Below are 17,374 nucleotides of genomic sequence, written 5' to 3'. Positions count from 1 at the left end.
GTTTCGGGGCCCTCGATCGCGTGGCCCCATCGCACCGCAATTAAGTACTTGCCCGCCCGCTTCGGAGCAACACATAGACAGCACGAGGAAACAAGATGACACCCGATAAGCTCAAATTGGTCGATCACGTCCAGGCGATCAACTGGAACCGGATTCCGGACGAGAAGGACGTCGAGGTCTGGAACCGGCTGGTGAACAACTTCTGGTTGCCCGAGAAGGTGCCGCTCTCCAATGATGTGCAGTCCTGGGCCACGCTGACCCCGGATGAGCAGCAGCTCACCATGCGGGTGTTCACCGGGCTGACCTTGCTGGACACCATTCAGGGCACCGTGGGGGCGGTCAGCCTGATTCCCGATGCGATCACCCCGCACGAGGAGGCGGTGTACACCAATATCGCCTTTATGGAGTCGGTGCACGCCAAGAGCTACTCTTCGATCTTTTCCACGCTGTGTTCCACCAAGGAGATCGACGAGGCCTTCCGCTGGTCAGTGGAGAACGAGAACCTGCAGAAAAAAGCGCAGATCGTGATGGATTACTACCAGGGCGACGATCCGCTCAAGCGCAAAGTCGCCTCCACTCTGCTGGAGTCCTTCCTGTTCTACTCGGGTTTCTATCTGCCGATGTACTGGTCCTCGCGGGCCAAACTGACCAACACCGCCGATCTGATCCGCTTGATTATCCGCGATGAAGCGGTGCACGGTTACTACATCGGCTATAAGTTCCAGAAGGGTCTGGAGAAGGTCTCCGAGGAGAAGCGCGAAGAGATCAAGGCCTACACTTTCGATCTGCTCTACGAGCTCTACGAGAACGAAGTGCAGTACACCCACGATCTCTACGACTCGGTCGGCCTGGCCGAGGACGTCAAGAAGTTCTTGCACTACAACGCCAATAAGGCGCTGATGAACCTGGGCTACGAGGCGATGTTCCCGGCCACCGTCACCGACGTGAATCCGGCGATCCTCTCGGCGCTGAGCCCGAACGCTGACGAGAACCACGACTTCTTCTCCGGCTCCGGATCGTCCTACGTGATCGGCAAGGCCGTGAACACCGAAGACGAGGACTGGGACTTCTAAACCCGCTTAACCATTCAATGGCTGGCTGCTCTGCTCTCGCAGGGTGGCCAGCCATTGGTGCGTATAAGGCAATACTCCAGCCCATTGAATGCCCAGTTTCACCGGGCTGCACCGGTTTGGCCCAGTGAAACCCCGTTTCAGTGGGCCAAACCAGTGCAGCGCGCCTGACCAGCAGGTCTGGTCTTCACGACTCGTCTATCGAATGTGACGGCTGAAGTCCCAGCTCAGCGCCGAATCCCCAGGGCCAATTCAAGCTCGGAAAAACAAAGTGTGATTCAGGGCACAAATTCAGGTGAGTTTTGCTATGCTACTTTCGTTTCACCTGACTTCCTGACAGTCATCGTGGATATCCGCATGAGAACCTCAAGTCCTATTGGGCGCGCGCCTCATGAATCGCTATTCGATGGAGAAAGGTCGGTTAGGGTGATGCTGCAAGCTATGGAGAAGCCATTGTCTCCACCCCATCAGGTATCGACATTCAGCCCCCTCGGCGCCGGTCTCTTTCAACAAGCCTCAGTTCAGCAGCGTACCGAGGCTTTGCGGCTGGGGGAGACGAGCTATTCGTATGGCAGGCTCGCCGCTACCGCCCTGCGTTGGGCCTCAGCGTTGATTTCAAGAGCCGATCGGCCCCTCCGCAGAGTGGGCATCCTGGCTTACCGCAATGAGGTCTCCTATATCGGAGTGGCGGCCGCTCTCGCTGCCGGAGCGGCCTTTGTGCCCTTGAATCCCAAGTACCCTGTGCAACGCACTAGGGCCATGGTTGAAGCCGCAGATCTCGATGCCATTCTGGTCGATGCCTTGAATGTGGAGCTGCTGAGCGAGCTTTCCGACGTCGTCAAAGCTGGTACCGTGATCGGCTTCCCGCAGAGTTCCGCATCTCAACTCAGCGGCGTTCAGCTCGGTGACGCCGTTCTGCTCGATGCCGCCGCACTTCACTTCGCTACTCCCTTACCGCAGCCGATCTCCGCGGAGCCAGATGATCTGGCGTACCTGCTCTTCACCTCCGGGACGACCGGAGCCCCGAAGGGCGTGCCGATCAGCCATCGCAACGTCCGGGCGCATCTTTCGGTCAACCAGCGACGCTACCGGATCAGCACAGATGACCGGCTTTCGCAGACTTTCGAGCAGACCTTCGATCTTTCGGTTTTCGATATGTTCATGGCCTGGGAACACGGGGCTACGCTGTGCCCGGCGGACCCGATTGAACTCCTCGACCCGGCGAGCTACGTGGCCCGGCATGGTCTCACCGTGTGGTTCTCCGTGCCGTCGGTGATCACCGCGGCGGAGCGTGCTTCGGGGCTCAAACCCGCCTCGATGCCGAGTCTGCGGCTCAGCCTGTTCTGCGGTGAAGCACTGACCGAACACGGCGCCACGGTGTGGCAAGCCGCTGCTGCCAACTCGATCCTGGAGAATCTCTACGGCCCGACAGAACTCACCATTGCTTGCTCCGCCTATCGTTGGGATCCCGTGCTTTCACCTCAGGAATGCGTACGAGGCAATGTCCCGATCGGTGAACTTTACGAGGACATGGTGGGTTTCGTGCTCGATGAGCGAGACCTTCCGGTCAGTCCTGGAGAGGCGGGGGAGCTCTGCGTCACCGGCTCCCAGATGACCGCGGGCTACTGGCGTGCTCCGCAGCTCGACGAAGGGCGTTTCGTCGAAGTTCAGGGCCTACGGTGTTACCGCACCGGAGACCTGGTAGTGGCCCGCAGCGCGGGATTGATTCACCTGGGACGCCTCGACCATCAGGTGCAGGTCGGAGGACATCGGGTGGAGCTGGGCGAAGTCGAAGCGGCCATGCGTGCCGAGGGCTGCCTGCAAGCGGTCTGCGTTCCAACCTCGGATGGAGCAGCTCTCCACGGATTTGTGATCGGGGAAGTACCAGCGGATGCTTTTCGCCGCGGTCTGGCTGCACGGCTGCCCAGCTATATGGTGCCCAGAACGATCAGTTATCTCGAAGAGTTTCCACTCAATGCCAATGGCAAAATCGATAGGGGTGCCCTCACCCGCATGCTGAACGGGGAAAAACTGGCATGACCACCGTCAACGAGGTGATTGCCCAGGCGCTGGGCATCAAACCGGCTGAGGTCAAAGACGATCTCGCGTATCAATCCTTCCCCGACTGGGATTCTCTCGGGCATGTGAACATCATGAGCAGTATTGAGACCGCCTTCGAACTCGAGATCGCTCCCGAGCTGGTGCACCGACTCCGGACGGTAGCGGATATCAAGGGCTTCGTGGCGGCAGGCGGGCGACTCATCGAAAATGATGCACCTTCTGCTCCTGATCATCGGGTGCACCGAGGCCTCGACGGAGTGGAATTCGATCACTCAGCGATCACCCGGATCGATGGCGAGCTCGGTGAACTGGAGTACCGCGGCTTCAGCATCCACGATCTGGTGGAGAGGGCGAGCGCCGAAGAAGTCATGCATTTGCTGATCGAGGGTTATTTACCCTCGGAGCATGAATTGCAGGTGCTGCGGGCAGCCCTCCTCACCGGAATGACCTTGCCGGATTCCATCGTGCAGCTGATCGGCATGCTTCGGGCAGCCCATCCGCTCGAGGTGCTGCGCACCGCGGTTTCCGCCCTCGGAGCGCTCTCCCCGCTGCACGCACAGGGGGTCTTCGATGAGACCATCGATGAGGCGAGGGCGCGAGGGCTGATGCTTCTCGGCAGTGTGCCGATGATCCTCGCTACGCACCTTGCGCTCCGGGACGGCCGGGCAATTCCCGACCCAGGCGAAGGGGCATGCTATGCGGAGATCGTCCTGAAAGCCCTCACCGGTGAGAGCCCTGATGAAATTGCGGTTCGGGTTTTCAATCGTGCGCTGATCATCCACGCCGATCACAGTTCGAATGCTTCGACCTTCACCGCTCGGGTGGCCACCAGCACGGAAGCCGGCATGATCAACGCCATTACTGCCGCCATTGCCACCTTCACCGGACGCAGGCACGGCGGCGCTTCCGAAGGAGTGCTCGACGTCTTCGATGAACTCAGTCAGCCGGAGGAAGCGGAGAGCTACGTGGCCAGGAAACTCGCGGCAGGGGAACCCGTGATGGGTTTCGGGCACCGGGTCTATCGGGTGGTCGATCCGCGGGCGGGGCATTTGCGGGAGTGCGTTCTGGAGCTCTCCGAAGCCCGCCGCGATGACCGGCGATTGAAAATTCTCGACGCACTGGCCGCCGCCATGGCGCCGCGCGCCAGGCACGGCGTGGCCCCCAACGTCGACCTGTACGCCGGGCTAACTTACCGGCTTCTCGGCATCCCGGACGACGTCGCGGTCGCTATCTTCGTGCTCGGGCGCTTGCCCGGCTGGATCGCGCACGTCCTGGAGCAAAGAGCCAATAATGTGCTGATCCGTCCCCTATTACGCTACAAGCAGCCTGAATCGCTGCTCACGGTCGGAAAGGGCCAGCAATGAGTCGTGCAAGCTATGAATTCGCGGTTGATCTGCGCGAGGTGCTCCGTCAGGCTGAGCGCACCGCGGATCGGATTCCTTATACCAAGCGATTGCTCGCGGTGAACCTGCTAGCCCGCGGTGAGCAGGCAGCGGCGCAGCGACTGCTGGAGCCGGGCAATGAATCAGAGCTTTTCGAAGTGTCTATGCAGCCGACGCGAATGGTGATGCAGGACTACACCGCCGTTCCCATGCTGGTTGACCTTGCGGCGCTCCGGGACGTGGCCCCGGAACCTGGCCTGGTGAGTCCCTTGGTGCCCATCGACGTCGTGATCGATCACTCCGTGCAGGCCGAGTGGACAGCAGGACCTCTTGCCTTGGCACGCAATGAATCAACCGAGCTCGAAAGGAATGCCGAGCGGTTCGCCTTCCTCAAATGGGCCGCGACCGCCTTCAGCCGGGTGACCGTGCATCCGCCCGGAGCGGGCATCGTGCATCAGATCAATATCGAGCGGCTCTGCACCCTCGTCGTGGAGGGGGAGCACGGCTGGCTCCCGGAGACGGTGCTCGGTACCGATAGCCACACCACTATGATGAACGGGCTCGGCGTGCTGGGCTGGGGCGTCGGAGGAATGGACGCGCAATCGGTGGTGCTCGGCGAGCCACTGACGTTTCGGATGCCCCGGTTGGTCGGTGTACGGCTCAGCGGCGCGCTCTCCGAGACTGCTCAGGCCAGCGATCTGGCGCTGGTGATCGCTCAGCGAATCAGAGAAGCCGAACTCGGCCCCGCCATGATCGAGTTCTGCGGGGCAGGAGTGGGCACCCTGACGGTCGCCGACCGCTGTACCGTGGCCAATATGGCTCCCGAATACGGGGTGATCTCCGCGCTCTTTCCCACCGATGCCCAGGTCCTCGATTACCTCACCCTCACCGGACGATCGAAGGACGTCGTAGAAGCGGCTCGGACGGTTCTCGAGAGCATGGGATTGCTGCACGATTACGCCGCCGGTGCGGTGCCGGTCTTCGAGGAGATTCTCGAGATCGATCTGTCCGCGATTTCCGCGAGCCTTGCCGGGCCTTCCCGCCCTGACCAGCTGGTGCAACCGGCCAATCTCGGTGCTTCCTTCACCGAAGTCTGTGCGGAGCTGCCGGATGCCACCGCCCGGCAGCGGCTCGCCCCGGGCGCCGTGGCCATCGCCGCGATCACCTCGTGCACCAATACCGCGAACCCCGCCTCGATGATCACCGCCGGGCTGCTCGCCCGGCGGGCTCGGCAGCGTGGCTGCACGGTGCCTTCTTGGGTGAAAACCAGTCTGTCTCCCGGCTCGCCCTCGGTCACTAGGTATCTCACCGATTCAGGATTGCTCACCGATTTAGAGCATTTCGGTTTCCACGTCGCCGGCTACGGCTGCATGACCTGCAATGGCGGTGGTGGGGGGCTGCTGCCGGAGGTCAGCGAAGCCATTGCAGAGCACGGGTTGCCGGTGGCGGCCGTGGTCTCCGGTAACCGCAATTTCCCGGGACGAGTGCACGCCGATACCGCTGGCAGCTATCTCACCTCTCCCGCTCTCGTCGTCGCCCTTGCCATCGCGGGAAACGTCGCGCTGGATCTCGATCATGAGCCACTGGGCTTCGACGCGGACGGCGAACCTGTCATGCTGAGCGAACTGTGGCCGAGCCGGCGAGAAATCTCGGAGACGGTGCGCAACTACGTCACTGCCGAGGCGCTTTCCCAGCGTCGTCAAGAACATGAACTGTGGCAGACCCTCCAGATGCCCAGCGGCCCTCGGTATCCCTGGTCGGAGAAATCGACCTATCTCCGCTCACCTTCCTATGTCACCTCAAGAGCGCAGGAATTCACCTCGCTGCGGGGCTTCCGAGTGCTTCTGGCGCTGGGCGACAATGTCACCACCGACGACATCTCCCCGGTCGGGAGCATTCCGCTCTCTTCGGTGGCTGGCAGGTACTTGCGCGAACAAGGTGAAGCGGTGATGAATTCCTTCGGATCCCGTAGGGGAAATCATGAGGTGATGGCCCGTGGTGCCTTCACCAACTCCAAATTGCGCAATGCGCTCACCCCCAATAGTCCCGCGGGGCTCACCCTCCATCTGGATTCCGGCGAAACGATGCCGATCTTCGACGCCGCGGCTCGTTACCGGGCGTCGGAGACGCCGCTCGTGGTGCTTGCCGGGCGGCGGTACGGCTCCGGCTCGTCGAGGGACTGGGCGGCGAAGGCTCCTGGCCTGCTCGGCGTCCGGGCAGTGCTCGCGCAGAGCTTCGAATCGATCCACCGGAACAACCTCTGCGCTATGGGCATCGCACCTATCGTGCTCCCTTCCTCCTGGCAAGAAATAGGCCTGACCGGAAAAGAGACGCTGGAACTGCTGCGCGGCGAGGACGGCGGCTTGCAGCTGAGCAGCTCGGAAGGGCATTCCGTCCCGGTCCAGCTCGATGTCCGTACCGAACGCGAGCGGAAGCTGCTCGCCAGCGGAGGGGTCTTTGCCACGTTCCTTGAGGAAATCGGGGCATGACCGTCAACACGCACACACTGATTGAGGCATTGCAGCTTGAGCGCACCTTCGGAGCCAGCGAAGTCGCAGCCGCCCGCCGATCAATAGCCGCGGTGCATCTAGGGCTCGGTGAAGTCAGCATCGGCGAAGCCCTCAAGCTGATGGAGGCTGATCAGAGCCTGACCCCGCCGCGCACCGGTCACCTGGGCAACTGGTCTGATATCGCGGCGACCCGGGCCGGACCCATGGATTTCAATTCCACGATTTGCGGACAGCGCTATGGCTATCCGCTGATCTACGGCTTCACCCGGACTGAAGCGGCGGCGCCAGGCGGCGATGAGGCTTATGCTCCCGGATCGATCATCGATCAGGGACGGCGCATCGAGCTTCCGATCTACACCTGGAACGGTCAGCGTTTCGTCCGCAGGGAAAGGGCGGAGCCGCTCTTCTGCCCGCTCGTGCAAGTGGAACATGCGGGTTCGATCCAGCCTCTGGCAACGCTGCAGTGGCAGCGCATGGTGCATGAAGCGCCCTATGCTTTTACCTCCTGGGCGGCGGTTCTGCTGAGGAATCGTACCCTCGTCGCGGCCTTGCTCACCGAACTCATCGGCCGTGCAGCGGCCCAGGGACGCAGCCAGGCCTTTGATGAGATCATCAGCCATGCGGTGGCGCTCGATGGCACGGTGGATCGCGGTGCTCTAGTGCCCGAAGGGTCAGGATTCAGCTTGGCCGGGTCGTATTACCCTGATGCCAGCAGCGTGGCCGAAGCCGCCCTGGAACTCGTGTCAGCGCTTGTCGAACCAGAAGCATTTTTTGATCGCATCGGCTCAGTACCTCAGCAGCTTCCAGTGATCTCTTTGCAGTGCACCAATGTGCTCTTCGCCCTGCTCAGTACTCATCGCCATCGAGGGGAAAGGGGGCCGGTCGCCGAATCGCCTTATCAAGTGCACCTGCATTGGGGTGCGCGGGCGATGGCTGGTGCGCCGCCGCTGCGCAGCGGGTACCTGATCCGGACCACCGCCCAGCGCAGTCTTCGAGCCCTGCTCGACCCCTTGCTGGAAGGCTATCCCCAGGTCCAGCGAACCGTGATCGCGCTGCTGCCGGCCGCTGTTTTCATGCTTTGTCCCACCTCCAGGGAGCCCCGAGACGCCGAACTGCTCAGCGAGCTTTTCTCCGCCACCGCGGGTCTCGGTGCCGAGCATGCGGGGGAGAAAGCCAGGGCCTGGTTCGTCGAGCACGCAGAACAGCTCTCATCGTATTTGCGGGGTAGATTCCTCCCGGGCTCCGGGGTGCCTCGGGAAGGTGCTCCGCTGCCGGAAGCCTGCTCCGTAGAACCTGAGGGATTCCGGAAACTCGGCATTGCTGAAGCCTGCGCGATCGTCGCGGCCTTCGAGGAGGGCTCAGCATGATCGAAGCGACAGTGGAGTCATTCGAGCTTCCGCTGGCCCTGCCGTTCCGCAATTCTCAGGGCGTTACCACGGCGGTGATTCAGCCGCTGCTGGCGCTCAGCGAAGACGGCGTCACCGGTCACGGCTCGGTTCGTGGGGCGCCGGTAGAGCAGCTGCGCACCGCGGCCACCCTGATCGGCTCCCGCTCAAGTGAGGAAACCGAACTCATTCGCTGGCAACTCATTGAAGCCGGCTACGATGCCGCGGTCCGGGCCAGCATCGATATGGCTCTGCAAGATCTGCGCGGACGCAAGCACGGGCTGAGCGTCCGCAGCATGCTGGGGCTCGAGGGGCTTAACTGCGCTCCGTCTGCTCTTTCCCTGCCGGTCGCCACTCCCGACGAGACAAGGCAGGCCGCGCGCAACATGCGCTCGGTTCCGATCTTGAAGCTCAAGGTCACCCCGGAGACTGCTATCGCCTCGGTTGCGGCGATCCGCTCGGTGTACAGCGGCGGATTGCGGATTGATGGTAATGGTTCATTCACCGCCGATCAAGCCCTGTTCGTCGCGGAGAAGATCGCTGGGCAGGTCGAGCTTTTCGAGCAGCCGACTCCTGCCGCTGAGCTGGAGGCGTTGGCTCGAGTGCATACTGACTCGCCGGTTCCGATTGCTGCCGATGAATCAGTGGTGAACACGGCGGCGATCATTAAATTGGCGGGAAAGGTTTCCTGCGTGAATCTCAAGATGCTCCGGATCGGAGGCATCGGGGAGCTGCTGACGGCTATCGGGATCGCTCGCACGCTCGGGCTGCGGGTGATGCTGGGCAGTAAGCTGGAGAGCTCGCTCGGCCTGACCGCGATTGCTCAGCTGGCCGGGCTGGCCGATGAAATAGATCTCGATGGTTCAACCTTGCTGGCCGCCGATTTTGCCCGCGGGCTCAGCTTGGATAACGGGACACTGAAGATCCCTTCGGGCCCCGGACTCGGCTGCCAGATCGACACGAAAAAGATAGGAGGAAGCCATGACTGAACGCTTACGATGCGTGGTGCTCGATGACTTCCAGTCAGTGGCACTGAGCAGTGCAGACTGGTCACCGGTCACGGACGCCGTCGAGGTGCTGAGCATCACCGAGCACCCGACCTCTGAGGACGAGCTGGTGGCTCTGATCGCTGAAGCGGAGATTGTCGTAACGCTGCGCGAGCGAGTGGAATTTCCACGGAGCGTTTTCGAGCGGCTGCCCCGGCTCCGGTTGCTGGTGGCCACCGGGATGCGCAACACGGCCATCGATATGGCGGCCGCGCGAGATCACGGCGTAGTGGTCAGTGGTACCGCGAGCAGCCTCACCCCACCGGCCGAACTCACCTGGGCCCTCATCCTCGGCCTGGCGCGGCACCTGGTGGTCGAGGACGCCGTCGTACGTTCGGGTGGCTGGCAGAGCACCGTGGGTCTGGATCTGCACGGGCGTGCCCTCGGGGTGATCGGCCTCGGCAGAATCGGGACCGCGGTGGCCAAGGTCGGTTTGGCCTTCGGTATGGAGGTGCTCGCCTGGAGCACCAATCTCACGGTTGAACAATGCGAGCAGGCGGGGGTGCGTCACGCTGGTTCGCTGCAAGAACTGCTCTCCGGCAGCGATGTGGTCACTGTTCACCTCAAACTCAGTGAACGCAGCGCGGGGCTGATCGGCGCGGCGGAGCTGGCTCTGATGCGCTCTTCGGCGCTGTTGATCAACACCTCGCGATCGGCCATCATCGATCAGGAAGCGCTCCTGAACGCTTTGCGCGGGGGCAGTATCGGCGGGGCGGGGATCGATGTCTTCGATCACGAGCCGCTCCCCGCTGACCATCCGATGCGGAGTGCACCGCGCACCCTGCTCACTCCGCATCTGGGGTATGTCACGGAAGAGAATCTGAACACCTACTTCAGCCACGCTGTCGAAGACATCGCGGCGCTGATCACAGGTACTCCGGTGCGAGTGCTGAATCCGAGCAATTGAGAGGCTGCTAATCATGACGAAGAACCGCAGAATGGCACTGGGAGCCTTCCTTCCTGCCCCCGGCCATCACTTGGCGGCCTGGCGGCACCCGGATTCCTACCCGCAGGGGGGTCTGGAGTTCGACTACTACCGAAAGCTGGCTCTGGCGGCGGAACGTGGCATGTTCGACCTGATGTTCCTCTCCGATGGTGCCGGGGTGCGCACCGCGTACAAAGACGCGGACGAACTGAGCCGTCAGGGAAGAATGGTCCACTTCGAACCGATCACCTTGCTCTCGGCCCTGGCGACGCACACCACGCACCTCGGGTTAGTGGCCACCGCCTCGACCTCCTATAACGAGCCTTTCAACATCGCCAGGAAGTTCTCCTCCCTAGACTTCCTCAGCGCGGGAAGAGCCGGCTGGAACGTCGTCACCTCGGCGACCGATGCCGAAGCCCGGAACTTCAATCTGGACCGGCAGGCGCCGCACGCGGACCGCTACGCCAGAGCCCGTGAATTCATGGAAGTCGTCACCGGACTGTGGGACAGCTGGGAAGACGATGCCTTCCTCTACAACAAGGAGTCAGGCCGCTTCTTCGATCCGGAGAAGCTCCATATTCTCGATCATCACGGAGAGCACTTCTCGGTGCGCGGCCCGCTCAACCTGGCCCGCTCTCCTCAGGGTCACCCCGTCATCGTGCAGGCCGGTGCTTCACCGGATGGCAAGGATTTTGCCGCGCACTGGGCCGAAGTGGTGTTCACCGTGCAGCAGAACCTCGACGCCGGCCGCGAGTTCTATCGCGACGTGAAGCAGCGGACGCAGGACGCTGGCCGGGACCCCGAGCAGGTCAAGGTGCTGCCCGGGGTGTTCACCGTGGTCGGCAGGACCCGCGGTGAAGCGGAGGATAAATACGAGCAGCTGCAATCGCTGGTAGACCCGGTGATCGGGCTCGGTATGCTCAGCTACCAGCTGGGCATGGTGGACCTCAGCGGCTATGACTTGGATGGGCCGCTGCCTGAGATGCCGTCGATTGAGGGCAGTACCAGTAAGCAGGACGTCGTGGTGCAGCACGCCCGGGACAATAACCTGAGCATCCGCCAGCTCTACTTGTCCATCGCTGCGGGGCGCGGTCACCGTTTCCTGCTCGGCACCGCAGAGGAAATCGCCGACCAGCTGGAGGAGTGGTTCGTCGAAGGGGCTGCTGATGGTTTCAATGTGATGCCCGATATGCTGCCGCGGGGCTTGGATGACTTCTCCGATTTGGTGGTGCCTGTCTTGCAGAAACGCGGATTGGTGCGCACCGAGTATGAGGGAACCACACTGCGTGAGAACCTGGGTCTGCGGCGTCCTGAGAACCGCACAGCGTGAGATGGCGGATCGAGAGTGCCCATGAGTAAGCCAGCAGGAAAAGTGCTGCTGTTCTCCCGGCAGCCGTTGCGTTCCCGTCCACTGCACGACTGGTTGGGGTCGGAGCTCACCGCGGAAACGGTGCTGCTGACTTCGCCTTCCTCGGTTGAAGGAGCGGATCAGGCCACCCTGCGGCTTTATGCGCACGTCGAGGTCGTTGACGAATACCAGGGCTGGGCGACCGAGCTCAAGGCTGAGGAGCTGGCTCGGCGGTTCGGCGTCAGGGCGATTGCGAGTACGAGCGAGATGGATGTGCTGCGAGCCGCCCGGCTCCGCGAACGACTGGGACTTCCCGGGCAGGGAGTGCACAGTGCAACCGCCTACCGGGACAAGCTCGTGATGCGTCAGATACTCCGCGAAGCTGGAATTCCGATCCCGAATTTCTCGGCGCTCGATAGCACCACCGATCTGCTGGAATTCTTCGACCAGACCGCTGGCCCGGTGGTGGTCAAGCCCAGACTCGGTTTCGCGGCCAAAGCTGTCAGCATTCTTCGCGAAGAACGCGATGTTGAGGAGTTCCTGAAGAGCGAACCAGCCAGTCCTCTGCCATTCCTGCCCGGTCAATGGATGGTGGAGGAATACGTGAGCGGGGCGTTTCATCACGTTGACGGATTGATGCGCGGCGGCACGGTGCTGCATAGCCATCCCAGCCGGTACAGCGGTGGACTCGCCGAACGGGTGAGTGAGAACTCGCATCTCGGCAGTCTGATGCTCGACCCGCAAGATCCCGATGCGCTCGCTCTGCAGAGGCTGGCGCAGCACACCGTTGGCGCGCTGCCGCCAGCACCGGATACCCTGGCTTTTCACCTCGAGGCCTGGATTCGCGACGACGGTCAGGCCCTGGTGTGCGAGATCGCCAGCCGAGCGGGCGGCGGCCCGATTGTCCAGGGCTATCAGCGCTCCTTCGGAGTGCAGCTGGCACGTGCTGGATTGCTCTCGCAGTTCGGGGATGAGATTCACCCACCACTCGGCGATGCGCTGCCTGAACCTGTCACGGGTTGGCTGATGTTCTCCGGTGATGGGGGAGTGTTCGACCCACCCGAGGGGGACTGTCCGGTACCCGGAGCGGAGCTCACCTTGCAGCTCAACCGCGGTGAGCAGACCTCGCGGGCCGCGGACTCCGGGGCCGCGGTGGCTACCGCGGTGGTCAGCGCTGCGGACCATGCCGAACTCGCCTTGAAGCTCGAGGAGCTCGAGCGATGGTGGGAAAACTAAAGTAGACGTGGGTTGTCTGAGAAAGGGATGGATTGTGAATCAAGGAACGGGGCAGGCCGGCGAACATGTGCTGGTCCTAGGGACCGGGCGGGACGCTCCGGCGATGCTTCGTGCCGTCGAAGGGGTGAGGACCAGCATGATGAGCCAGGTGGGCTTTGTGCATAAAGTTCGTCAACCTGCACTCAATTCACAGGTGCTCGCACTGCCTGCTGATGCTCCGGATGAGGCTTGGATCGCCGTCGCGGAAGCGGTTCATCAACACGATCCCTTCACTCGGATCGCGGCCTTTGGCGAGCGCGATCAGAACCGTTGCGCTGCCATTGGCGCTGCGCTGGGACTGCCCACCCACTCCGTGGAAACCATCAGACTGGTTCAGGACAAGCTCGCCATGCGAGCCGTATTGCGCGAGGCCGGGCTCGACTCCACCCCGGCGGCGGTTGCCGAACAGGAAGCGGACGTTCATGCGTTCGTCTCGAAGCACGGTCTGCCCTGTATTGTGAAACCACTCGGAGGCTCAGGCAGTGTCGGGGTATCGAGAATCGATGAGCTCTCCCAGATTCAGCACGCCTTTGCCTTGGCGAGCGGAACCTACAGCGATCTGGTCAGACCCGGCGTCATCGTAGAATCCTTCCTGGTCGGTCCGCAGTGCAGTGTCGAGGCTTTCAGCGAGGACGGCGAACATGAGATCCTCTGCGTGACGCAGAAGTTCTCGGATGCCGTGACCTTCGTCGAACTCGGTCATGTCGCACCGGCCCAGCTGCCCGAGGCTACTGAGGCCGCGATTCGTGAGTTGATACCGGCCGTGTTGGACGCTCTCGGCATCCGATTCGGCCCGAGCCATACCGAGATCGTGCTGACCGTGAACGGACCGGTCATCATTGAAACGCATACCAGGGTCGGAGGGGATGAGATCCCGGAACTCGTGGCCGACGTCACGGGTGCGGATCTCCTGCAACTCGCGGTGTCCCAGGTTCTGGGCGTGCGGGTGCTCCCGCAGCTCCGTGAGCGTTTGGGACGCCCGGGACCGGCAGCAGCATCGGCCATCTGGTTCGGCGCGGCAGCGGTGGAAGGTCAGCTCTCGGCGCTGCAAGGCCTGGAGGATGCTCGCCGGATCGAAGGCGTCACCGAGGTAGAAGCACTCGTCGCCGAGGGTTCAACGGTCGAGCGCCTCGCTTCATCACGTTCCCGAATTGTCTCCGCACGAGCCACTGGGGAGGATGCGGCCTCCGCGATTGAGCGAGCTCGGCACGCCGTGGCCAGCGTTCGCGCCACCATTACGACGGCGACCGTGCCGGCAGATTCCACCGCGCTGCTGTGAAGCTTTCCGGGCGTCTGACTGCGCTGTTGCCACCCGCGGGCACGACCGGAGCGATCCTGACGATCGTCACCATGGTGCACACTCTCGGGCAGGGCATGTGGTTAGCGCTCAATGCCGTGTACGTCACCCAGATCATCGGCTTGAACGCTGTGCAGTTCGGTCTGGGCGTCAGCACTGCCGCGGCGGTCACTCTGGCGCTGTCCGCGCCAATGGGGCACCTCGCTGACCGGCTGGGGCCCCGGAAGGTGCAGGTGGTCTCCTTCCTGATGCTGGGCCCTGCCATGTTGCTCCTGCTCGTGGTGAGTGATGTCTATTCGTATATCGCCGTGATGGCCTACTACGCCTTAGCCTATTCCGCGTCCAGAAGTGCCAGGAAAGCGATGATCGCTGGGGCGCTGCCGGCCGAAACCCGGGTCGCCGGCAGAGCCTATTTGCGCGCGGCGAGCAATGTTAGTGTCGCGGTGGGAGCGGCTTTCGCAGGCATCGTACTGGCCATCAACGACACTGCGGTCTTCAGGGTCGCTATTGTGCTGATCGCGGCGTCTTTTCTGGCCACCGCGCTGGTCTCGCTGCGCTTGCCGCTGGTGCCGGGGCAAGCCAAGAAACCGGGGGCTTCGATCGCGGTGCTACGCGATGGTCGTTACCTGGCCTTCTCCATTCTCGACGGGCTGCTCACCTCCCATGCGATGCTCTTGGAAATCGCCATCCCCTTATGGATTGTGGCGCATACCGATGCGCCAGCCTGGATGATCACCGTCGTTTTACTCGTCAATACTGCCATCGTGGTTTGTTTTCAGGTCAGGGCCTCTCGCGGTATCGACGGCCCTCGCAGCGCAGCCAAAGCCGACCGGCAGGGTGGCCTTTTGGTTGCTGCGGCCTGTCTGGTGCTGGCGATCACCGCGGGCACCAGTGGTGCCATCACGCTGGTGATCCTGATTGCCGGCGCCCTGGTGCACGCGATGGGAGAACTGCGACAAGCAGTGGGAAGCTGGGGTGTCTCCTTCGATTTGGCTCCGCCTGAGCAGGCGGGGCAGTACTTGGGCACTCATGCGATGGGGGCGGATATTGCGAAAATGATCGCTCCCGCGGTGATCGCTTGGGCTGTGCTCGATCATGGAGCAGTGGGTTGGCTCTGGCTCGCTGTTTTCTATGCCCTGTGCGCCGTTGCCATTCCCTTTGTCGTGGGGCATCAGCCGGTCGGGGGATCGGAGAATCACAATGCTCAGGCGTGATCTGGATGCGGGTGTGCTCCGCGAGGCTTTTGCTCGGTTCCCCTCTGGCGTGGTGGCGCTCTGCGCGATCATCGACGGCGTCACTCAGGGGCTGATCGCTTCGAGTTTCACAGTCGGGGTGTCCCTGGAGCCGGCGTTGGTCTCCTTCGCAGTGCAGAACACCTCCAGGACCTGGCCCATCCTGCGTACCGCTGAGCGACTCGGTGTTTCGGTTCTGGGCGCAGAGCACCACAGCGCATGCCTGCAGATTGCGGCTAAGGACGGTGATCGCTTTGCCGGACTCGAGCTGACTCCTAGCGAGAGCGGTGCCCTGTTCCTGGATCGGGCCGCGCTCTGGATGGAAGCCAGCGTCTATGCCGAAGTGCCCGCTGGAGATCATCACGTCGTGCTGCTCGAGGTCCATGGCGTTTCCACCCACGGTGGTCAGCACGCGCCGCTGATTTTCCACGATTCGGCTTTTCACGATTTACCGAAGATCCCGGGGGCCTCGGCGTGCTGAGCCTCACTCAGCCTGAGCTAACTGAAATGTGAAAAGATAAAAGTCACGGCGACCGGAGAGGGCATGATGGAGTTCTTCACCTCTCTGCCTTTCGGTCTAGCCTTCCTCTCGCTCTTTTGCATCGTGATGGCGCGGGCCAATGCCACTTATTGGCTTGGCAGGGCAGCTGCGGCCGGAGGCCGGAAGACCAGACTGAAAAAGCACCTAGATTCAGCGGTGATGGCCAGGGCCGAGGCGATCATTGCACGCTGGGGAGCACCCGCCGTGGCACTGTGCTTTCTCACCGTAGGCTTGCAGACGGCGATCAACCTGGCCGCCGGGGTTGGCAGGATGCCTTATCCGAGCCGCTACCTCCCCGCGGTGGTCACCGGCTCGGTGATCTGGGCGCTGCTGTACGCCACCGTTGGACTCGCCGTGGTCGACGCCGCGATCGCCGCGTTCGGCGGAGAACCGATGGCACTATTGCTCTTGCTGGGCCTCGTCGTAGTGATCGTTCTCGTGCTGCTGATCCGGCGTAAAGCCACCGCGCAGAAGAGGTAAGATCGGTCAGGTGCAGACTGAGGACAACGCCTATTACCTTCCGCTCGGCAATAGCCGCTACCGTTCCACGATCCATGCGCAAGGCGCGTGGAATCCGCAGGAGCAGCATATGGCTCCAGCTTCGGGGATCCTGGTCCGGGAGCTCGAGGCCTTTGCTCCGCGCCCCGATCTCCGGATGGCTAGCATCAGCTTCGATATCCTGGGCTTGATCCCAGGGGGCGAGTTTCTCGTCGAATGCAAGACCTTAAGGCCGGGCAAGACCATTGAACTGGTGCAGGCTGAGTTGATCGCGGAGGGCCGGGTCGCCGTTCGTGCCACGGCATGGCGGTTGCAGAAATCCGATACCGCGGCGGTTGCCGGGCTGGGAGATATTCCGATGCCCGAACTGGCACAAGCCCTGGGGGCAGAGCAGATGACCGCCTGGGAGGGCGGTTACATCCGGTCGCTTGAATTCCGCGCTTTAGCTGGCTTGCTACCGGGCCGCGGACAAGTTTGGCTGCACACCGAGCATGAGATGGTGGCCGGCGAAGAGACCTCGGACCTGGTTCGATTGATCGGTCTGGTAGACACGGCCAATGGTGTTGCGCCGCGGATCGACCCCGGTGAGGGCAAGTACGTTTACCCCAATACCAATCTTTCAATTCAGCTGTACCGAGAGCCTCGCGGTCAATGGCTGGGACTGGATACGTCGGTGACTTTCGGCAACGACGGCATCGGCCTGACCTCTTCCGTGCTCAATGACGAGGAAGGCCCCTTCGGCCGGGCAGAGCAGATCCTGACCATCCGTGCCACCCAGTCCTGAATGGAGCCGATGGGCAGTGC

The 17,374-nt window shown here is 62.4% G+C and carries 14 protein-coding genes; all 14 read left to right on the top strand.

Annotation, left to right across the window (positions count from 1 at the left end; translation table 11 throughout):
• Positions 1-95 precede the first annotated feature (95 nt).
• On the top strand, positions 96-1,073 hold the full coding sequence (nrdF, locus tag ABDK06_RS01225; RefSeq protein ID WP_394938096.1) for a class 1b ribonucleoside-diphosphate reductase subunit beta: 978 nt from the start codon (positions 96-98) through the stop codon (positions 1,071-1,073).
• A 450-nt stretch (positions 1,074-1,523) separates the two neighbouring features.
• Positions 1,524-3,110 (top strand): amino acid adenylation domain-containing protein, encoded by a 1,587-nt coding sequence (locus ABDK06_RS01220; RefSeq protein WP_394938094.1) that lies wholly within the window; start codon positions 1,524-1,526, stop codon positions 3,108-3,110.
• A complete protein-coding gene (locus tag ABDK06_RS01215) occupies positions 3,107-4,495 on the top strand; it encodes a citrate/2-methylcitrate synthase (protein WP_394938092.1) in 1,389 nt (462 codons plus the stop codon). Before ABDK06_RS01220 ends, ABDK06_RS01215 begins: the two co-directional genes overlap by 4 nt.
• Entirely contained in the window at positions 4,492-7,002 is a 2,511-nt protein-coding gene (gene acnA / locus ABDK06_RS01210; RefSeq protein ID WP_394938090.1) for an aconitate hydratase, read from the top strand. The genes ABDK06_RS01215 and acnA overlap by 4 nt, the downstream gene beginning before the upstream one ends.
• Entirely contained in the window at positions 6,999-8,390 is a 1,392-nt protein-coding gene (locus ABDK06_RS01205) for a DUF6025 family protein (RefSeq protein ID WP_394938088.1), read from the top strand. Before acnA ends, ABDK06_RS01205 begins: the two co-directional genes overlap by 4 nt.
• Complete coding sequence (locus ABDK06_RS01200; protein ID WP_394938086.1) at positions 8,387-9,397, top strand: mandelate racemase/muconate lactonizing enzyme family protein; 1,011 nt, start codon at positions 8,387-8,389, stop codon at positions 9,395-9,397. The genes ABDK06_RS01205 and ABDK06_RS01200 overlap by 4 nt, the downstream gene beginning before the upstream one ends.
• Positions 9,390-10,361 carry a D-2-hydroxyacid dehydrogenase family protein gene (locus ABDK06_RS01195; protein WP_394938084.1) on the top strand — a complete coding sequence of 324 codons (972 nt, stop codon included), beginning with the start codon at positions 9,390-9,392 and terminating at the stop codon, positions 10,359-10,361. Before ABDK06_RS01200 ends, ABDK06_RS01195 begins: the two co-directional genes overlap by 8 nt.
• A gap of 13 nt (positions 10,362-10,374) precedes the next feature.
• On the top strand, positions 10,375-11,709 hold the full coding sequence (locus ABDK06_RS01190; protein ID WP_394938082.1) for an LLM class flavin-dependent oxidoreductase: 1,335 nt from the start codon (positions 10,375-10,377) through the stop codon (positions 11,707-11,709).
• A gap of 21 nt (positions 11,710-11,730) precedes the next feature.
• Positions 11,731-12,963 carry an ATP-grasp domain-containing protein gene (locus ABDK06_RS01185; RefSeq protein ID WP_394938080.1) on the top strand — a complete coding sequence of 411 codons (1,233 nt, stop codon included), beginning with the start codon at positions 11,731-11,733 and terminating at the stop codon, positions 12,961-12,963.
• A 34-nt stretch (positions 12,964-12,997) separates the two neighbouring features.
• Positions 12,998-14,281, top strand: a complete 1,284-nt coding sequence (locus ABDK06_RS01180; RefSeq protein ID WP_394938078.1) for an ATP-grasp domain-containing protein — start codon at positions 12,998-13,000, stop codon at positions 14,279-14,281.
• Between the two features lie 26 nt (positions 14,282-14,307).
• Complete coding sequence (locus ABDK06_RS01175) at positions 14,308-15,513, top strand: MFS transporter (protein WP_394938076.1); 1,206 nt, start codon at positions 14,308-14,310, stop codon at positions 15,511-15,513.
• Positions 15,500-16,012 carry a flavin reductase family protein gene (locus ABDK06_RS01170; protein ID WP_394938074.1) on the top strand — a complete coding sequence of 171 codons (513 nt, stop codon included), beginning with the start codon at positions 15,500-15,502 and terminating at the stop codon, positions 16,010-16,012. Before ABDK06_RS01175 ends, ABDK06_RS01170 begins: the two co-directional genes overlap by 14 nt.
• A gap of 63 nt (positions 16,013-16,075) precedes the next feature.
• The gene (locus ABDK06_RS01165; RefSeq protein ID WP_394938072.1) at positions 16,076-16,552 is read left to right on the top strand and encodes a DedA family protein; all 477 of its coding nucleotides are present in this window, start codon (positions 16,076-16,078) and stop codon (positions 16,550-16,552) included.
• Between the two features lie 10 nt (positions 16,553-16,562).
• Positions 16,563-17,354, top strand: a complete 792-nt coding sequence (locus ABDK06_RS01160) for a thioesterase family protein (RefSeq protein WP_394938070.1) — start codon at positions 16,563-16,565, stop codon at positions 17,352-17,354.
• The last annotated feature ends 20 nt before the right edge of the window (positions 17,355-17,374 follow it).

This window comes from Psychromicrobium ferritrahens (assembly GCF_043789415.1).
In the GTDB taxonomy this organism is placed as follows: Bacteria; Actinomycetota; Actinomycetes; order Actinomycetales; family Micrococcaceae; genus Renibacterium.
The sequence above is the reverse complement of the archived record's forward strand: the minus strand, read 5'-3'. Positions and strand labels throughout refer to the sequence as shown.

Excerpts from the sequence above, each read along its gene's own strand:
- ABDK06_RS01200 (WP_394938086.1), top strand. The coding sequence starts at position 8,387 with ATGATCGAAGCGACAGTGGAGTCATTCGAGCTTCCGCTGGCCCTGCCG.
- ABDK06_RS01195 (WP_394938084.1), top strand. The coding sequence starts at position 9,390 with ATGACTGAACGCTTACGATGCGTGGTGCTCGATGACTTCCAGTCAGTG.
- ABDK06_RS01170 (WP_394938074.1), top strand. The coding sequence starts at position 15,500 with ATGCTCAGGCGTGATCTGGATGCGGGTGTGCTCCGCGAGGCTTTTGCT.
- acnA (WP_394938090.1), top strand. The coding sequence starts at position 4,492 with ATGAGTCGTGCAAGCTATGAATTCGCGGTTGATCTGCGCGAGGTGCTC.
- ABDK06_RS01165 (WP_394938072.1), top strand. The coding sequence starts at position 16,076 with ATGATGGAGTTCTTCACCTCTCTGCCTTTCGGTCTAGCCTTCCTCTCG.
- ABDK06_RS01185 (WP_394938080.1), top strand. The coding sequence starts at position 11,731 with ATGAGTAAGCCAGCAGGAAAAGTGCTGCTGTTCTCCCGGCAGCCGTTG.
- nrdF (WP_394938096.1), top strand. The coding sequence starts at position 96 with ATGACACCCGATAAGCTCAAATTGGTCGATCACGTCCAGGCGATCAAC.
- ABDK06_RS01215 (WP_394938092.1), top strand. The coding sequence starts at position 3,107 with ATGACCACCGTCAACGAGGTGATTGCCCAGGCGCTGGGCATCAAACCG.
- ABDK06_RS01190 (WP_394938082.1), top strand. The coding sequence starts at position 10,375 with ATGACGAAGAACCGCAGAATGGCACTGGGAGCCTTCCTTCCTGCCCCC.
- ABDK06_RS01205 (WP_394938088.1), top strand. The coding sequence starts at position 6,999 with ATGACCGTCAACACGCACACACTGATTGAGGCATTGCAGCTTGAGCGC.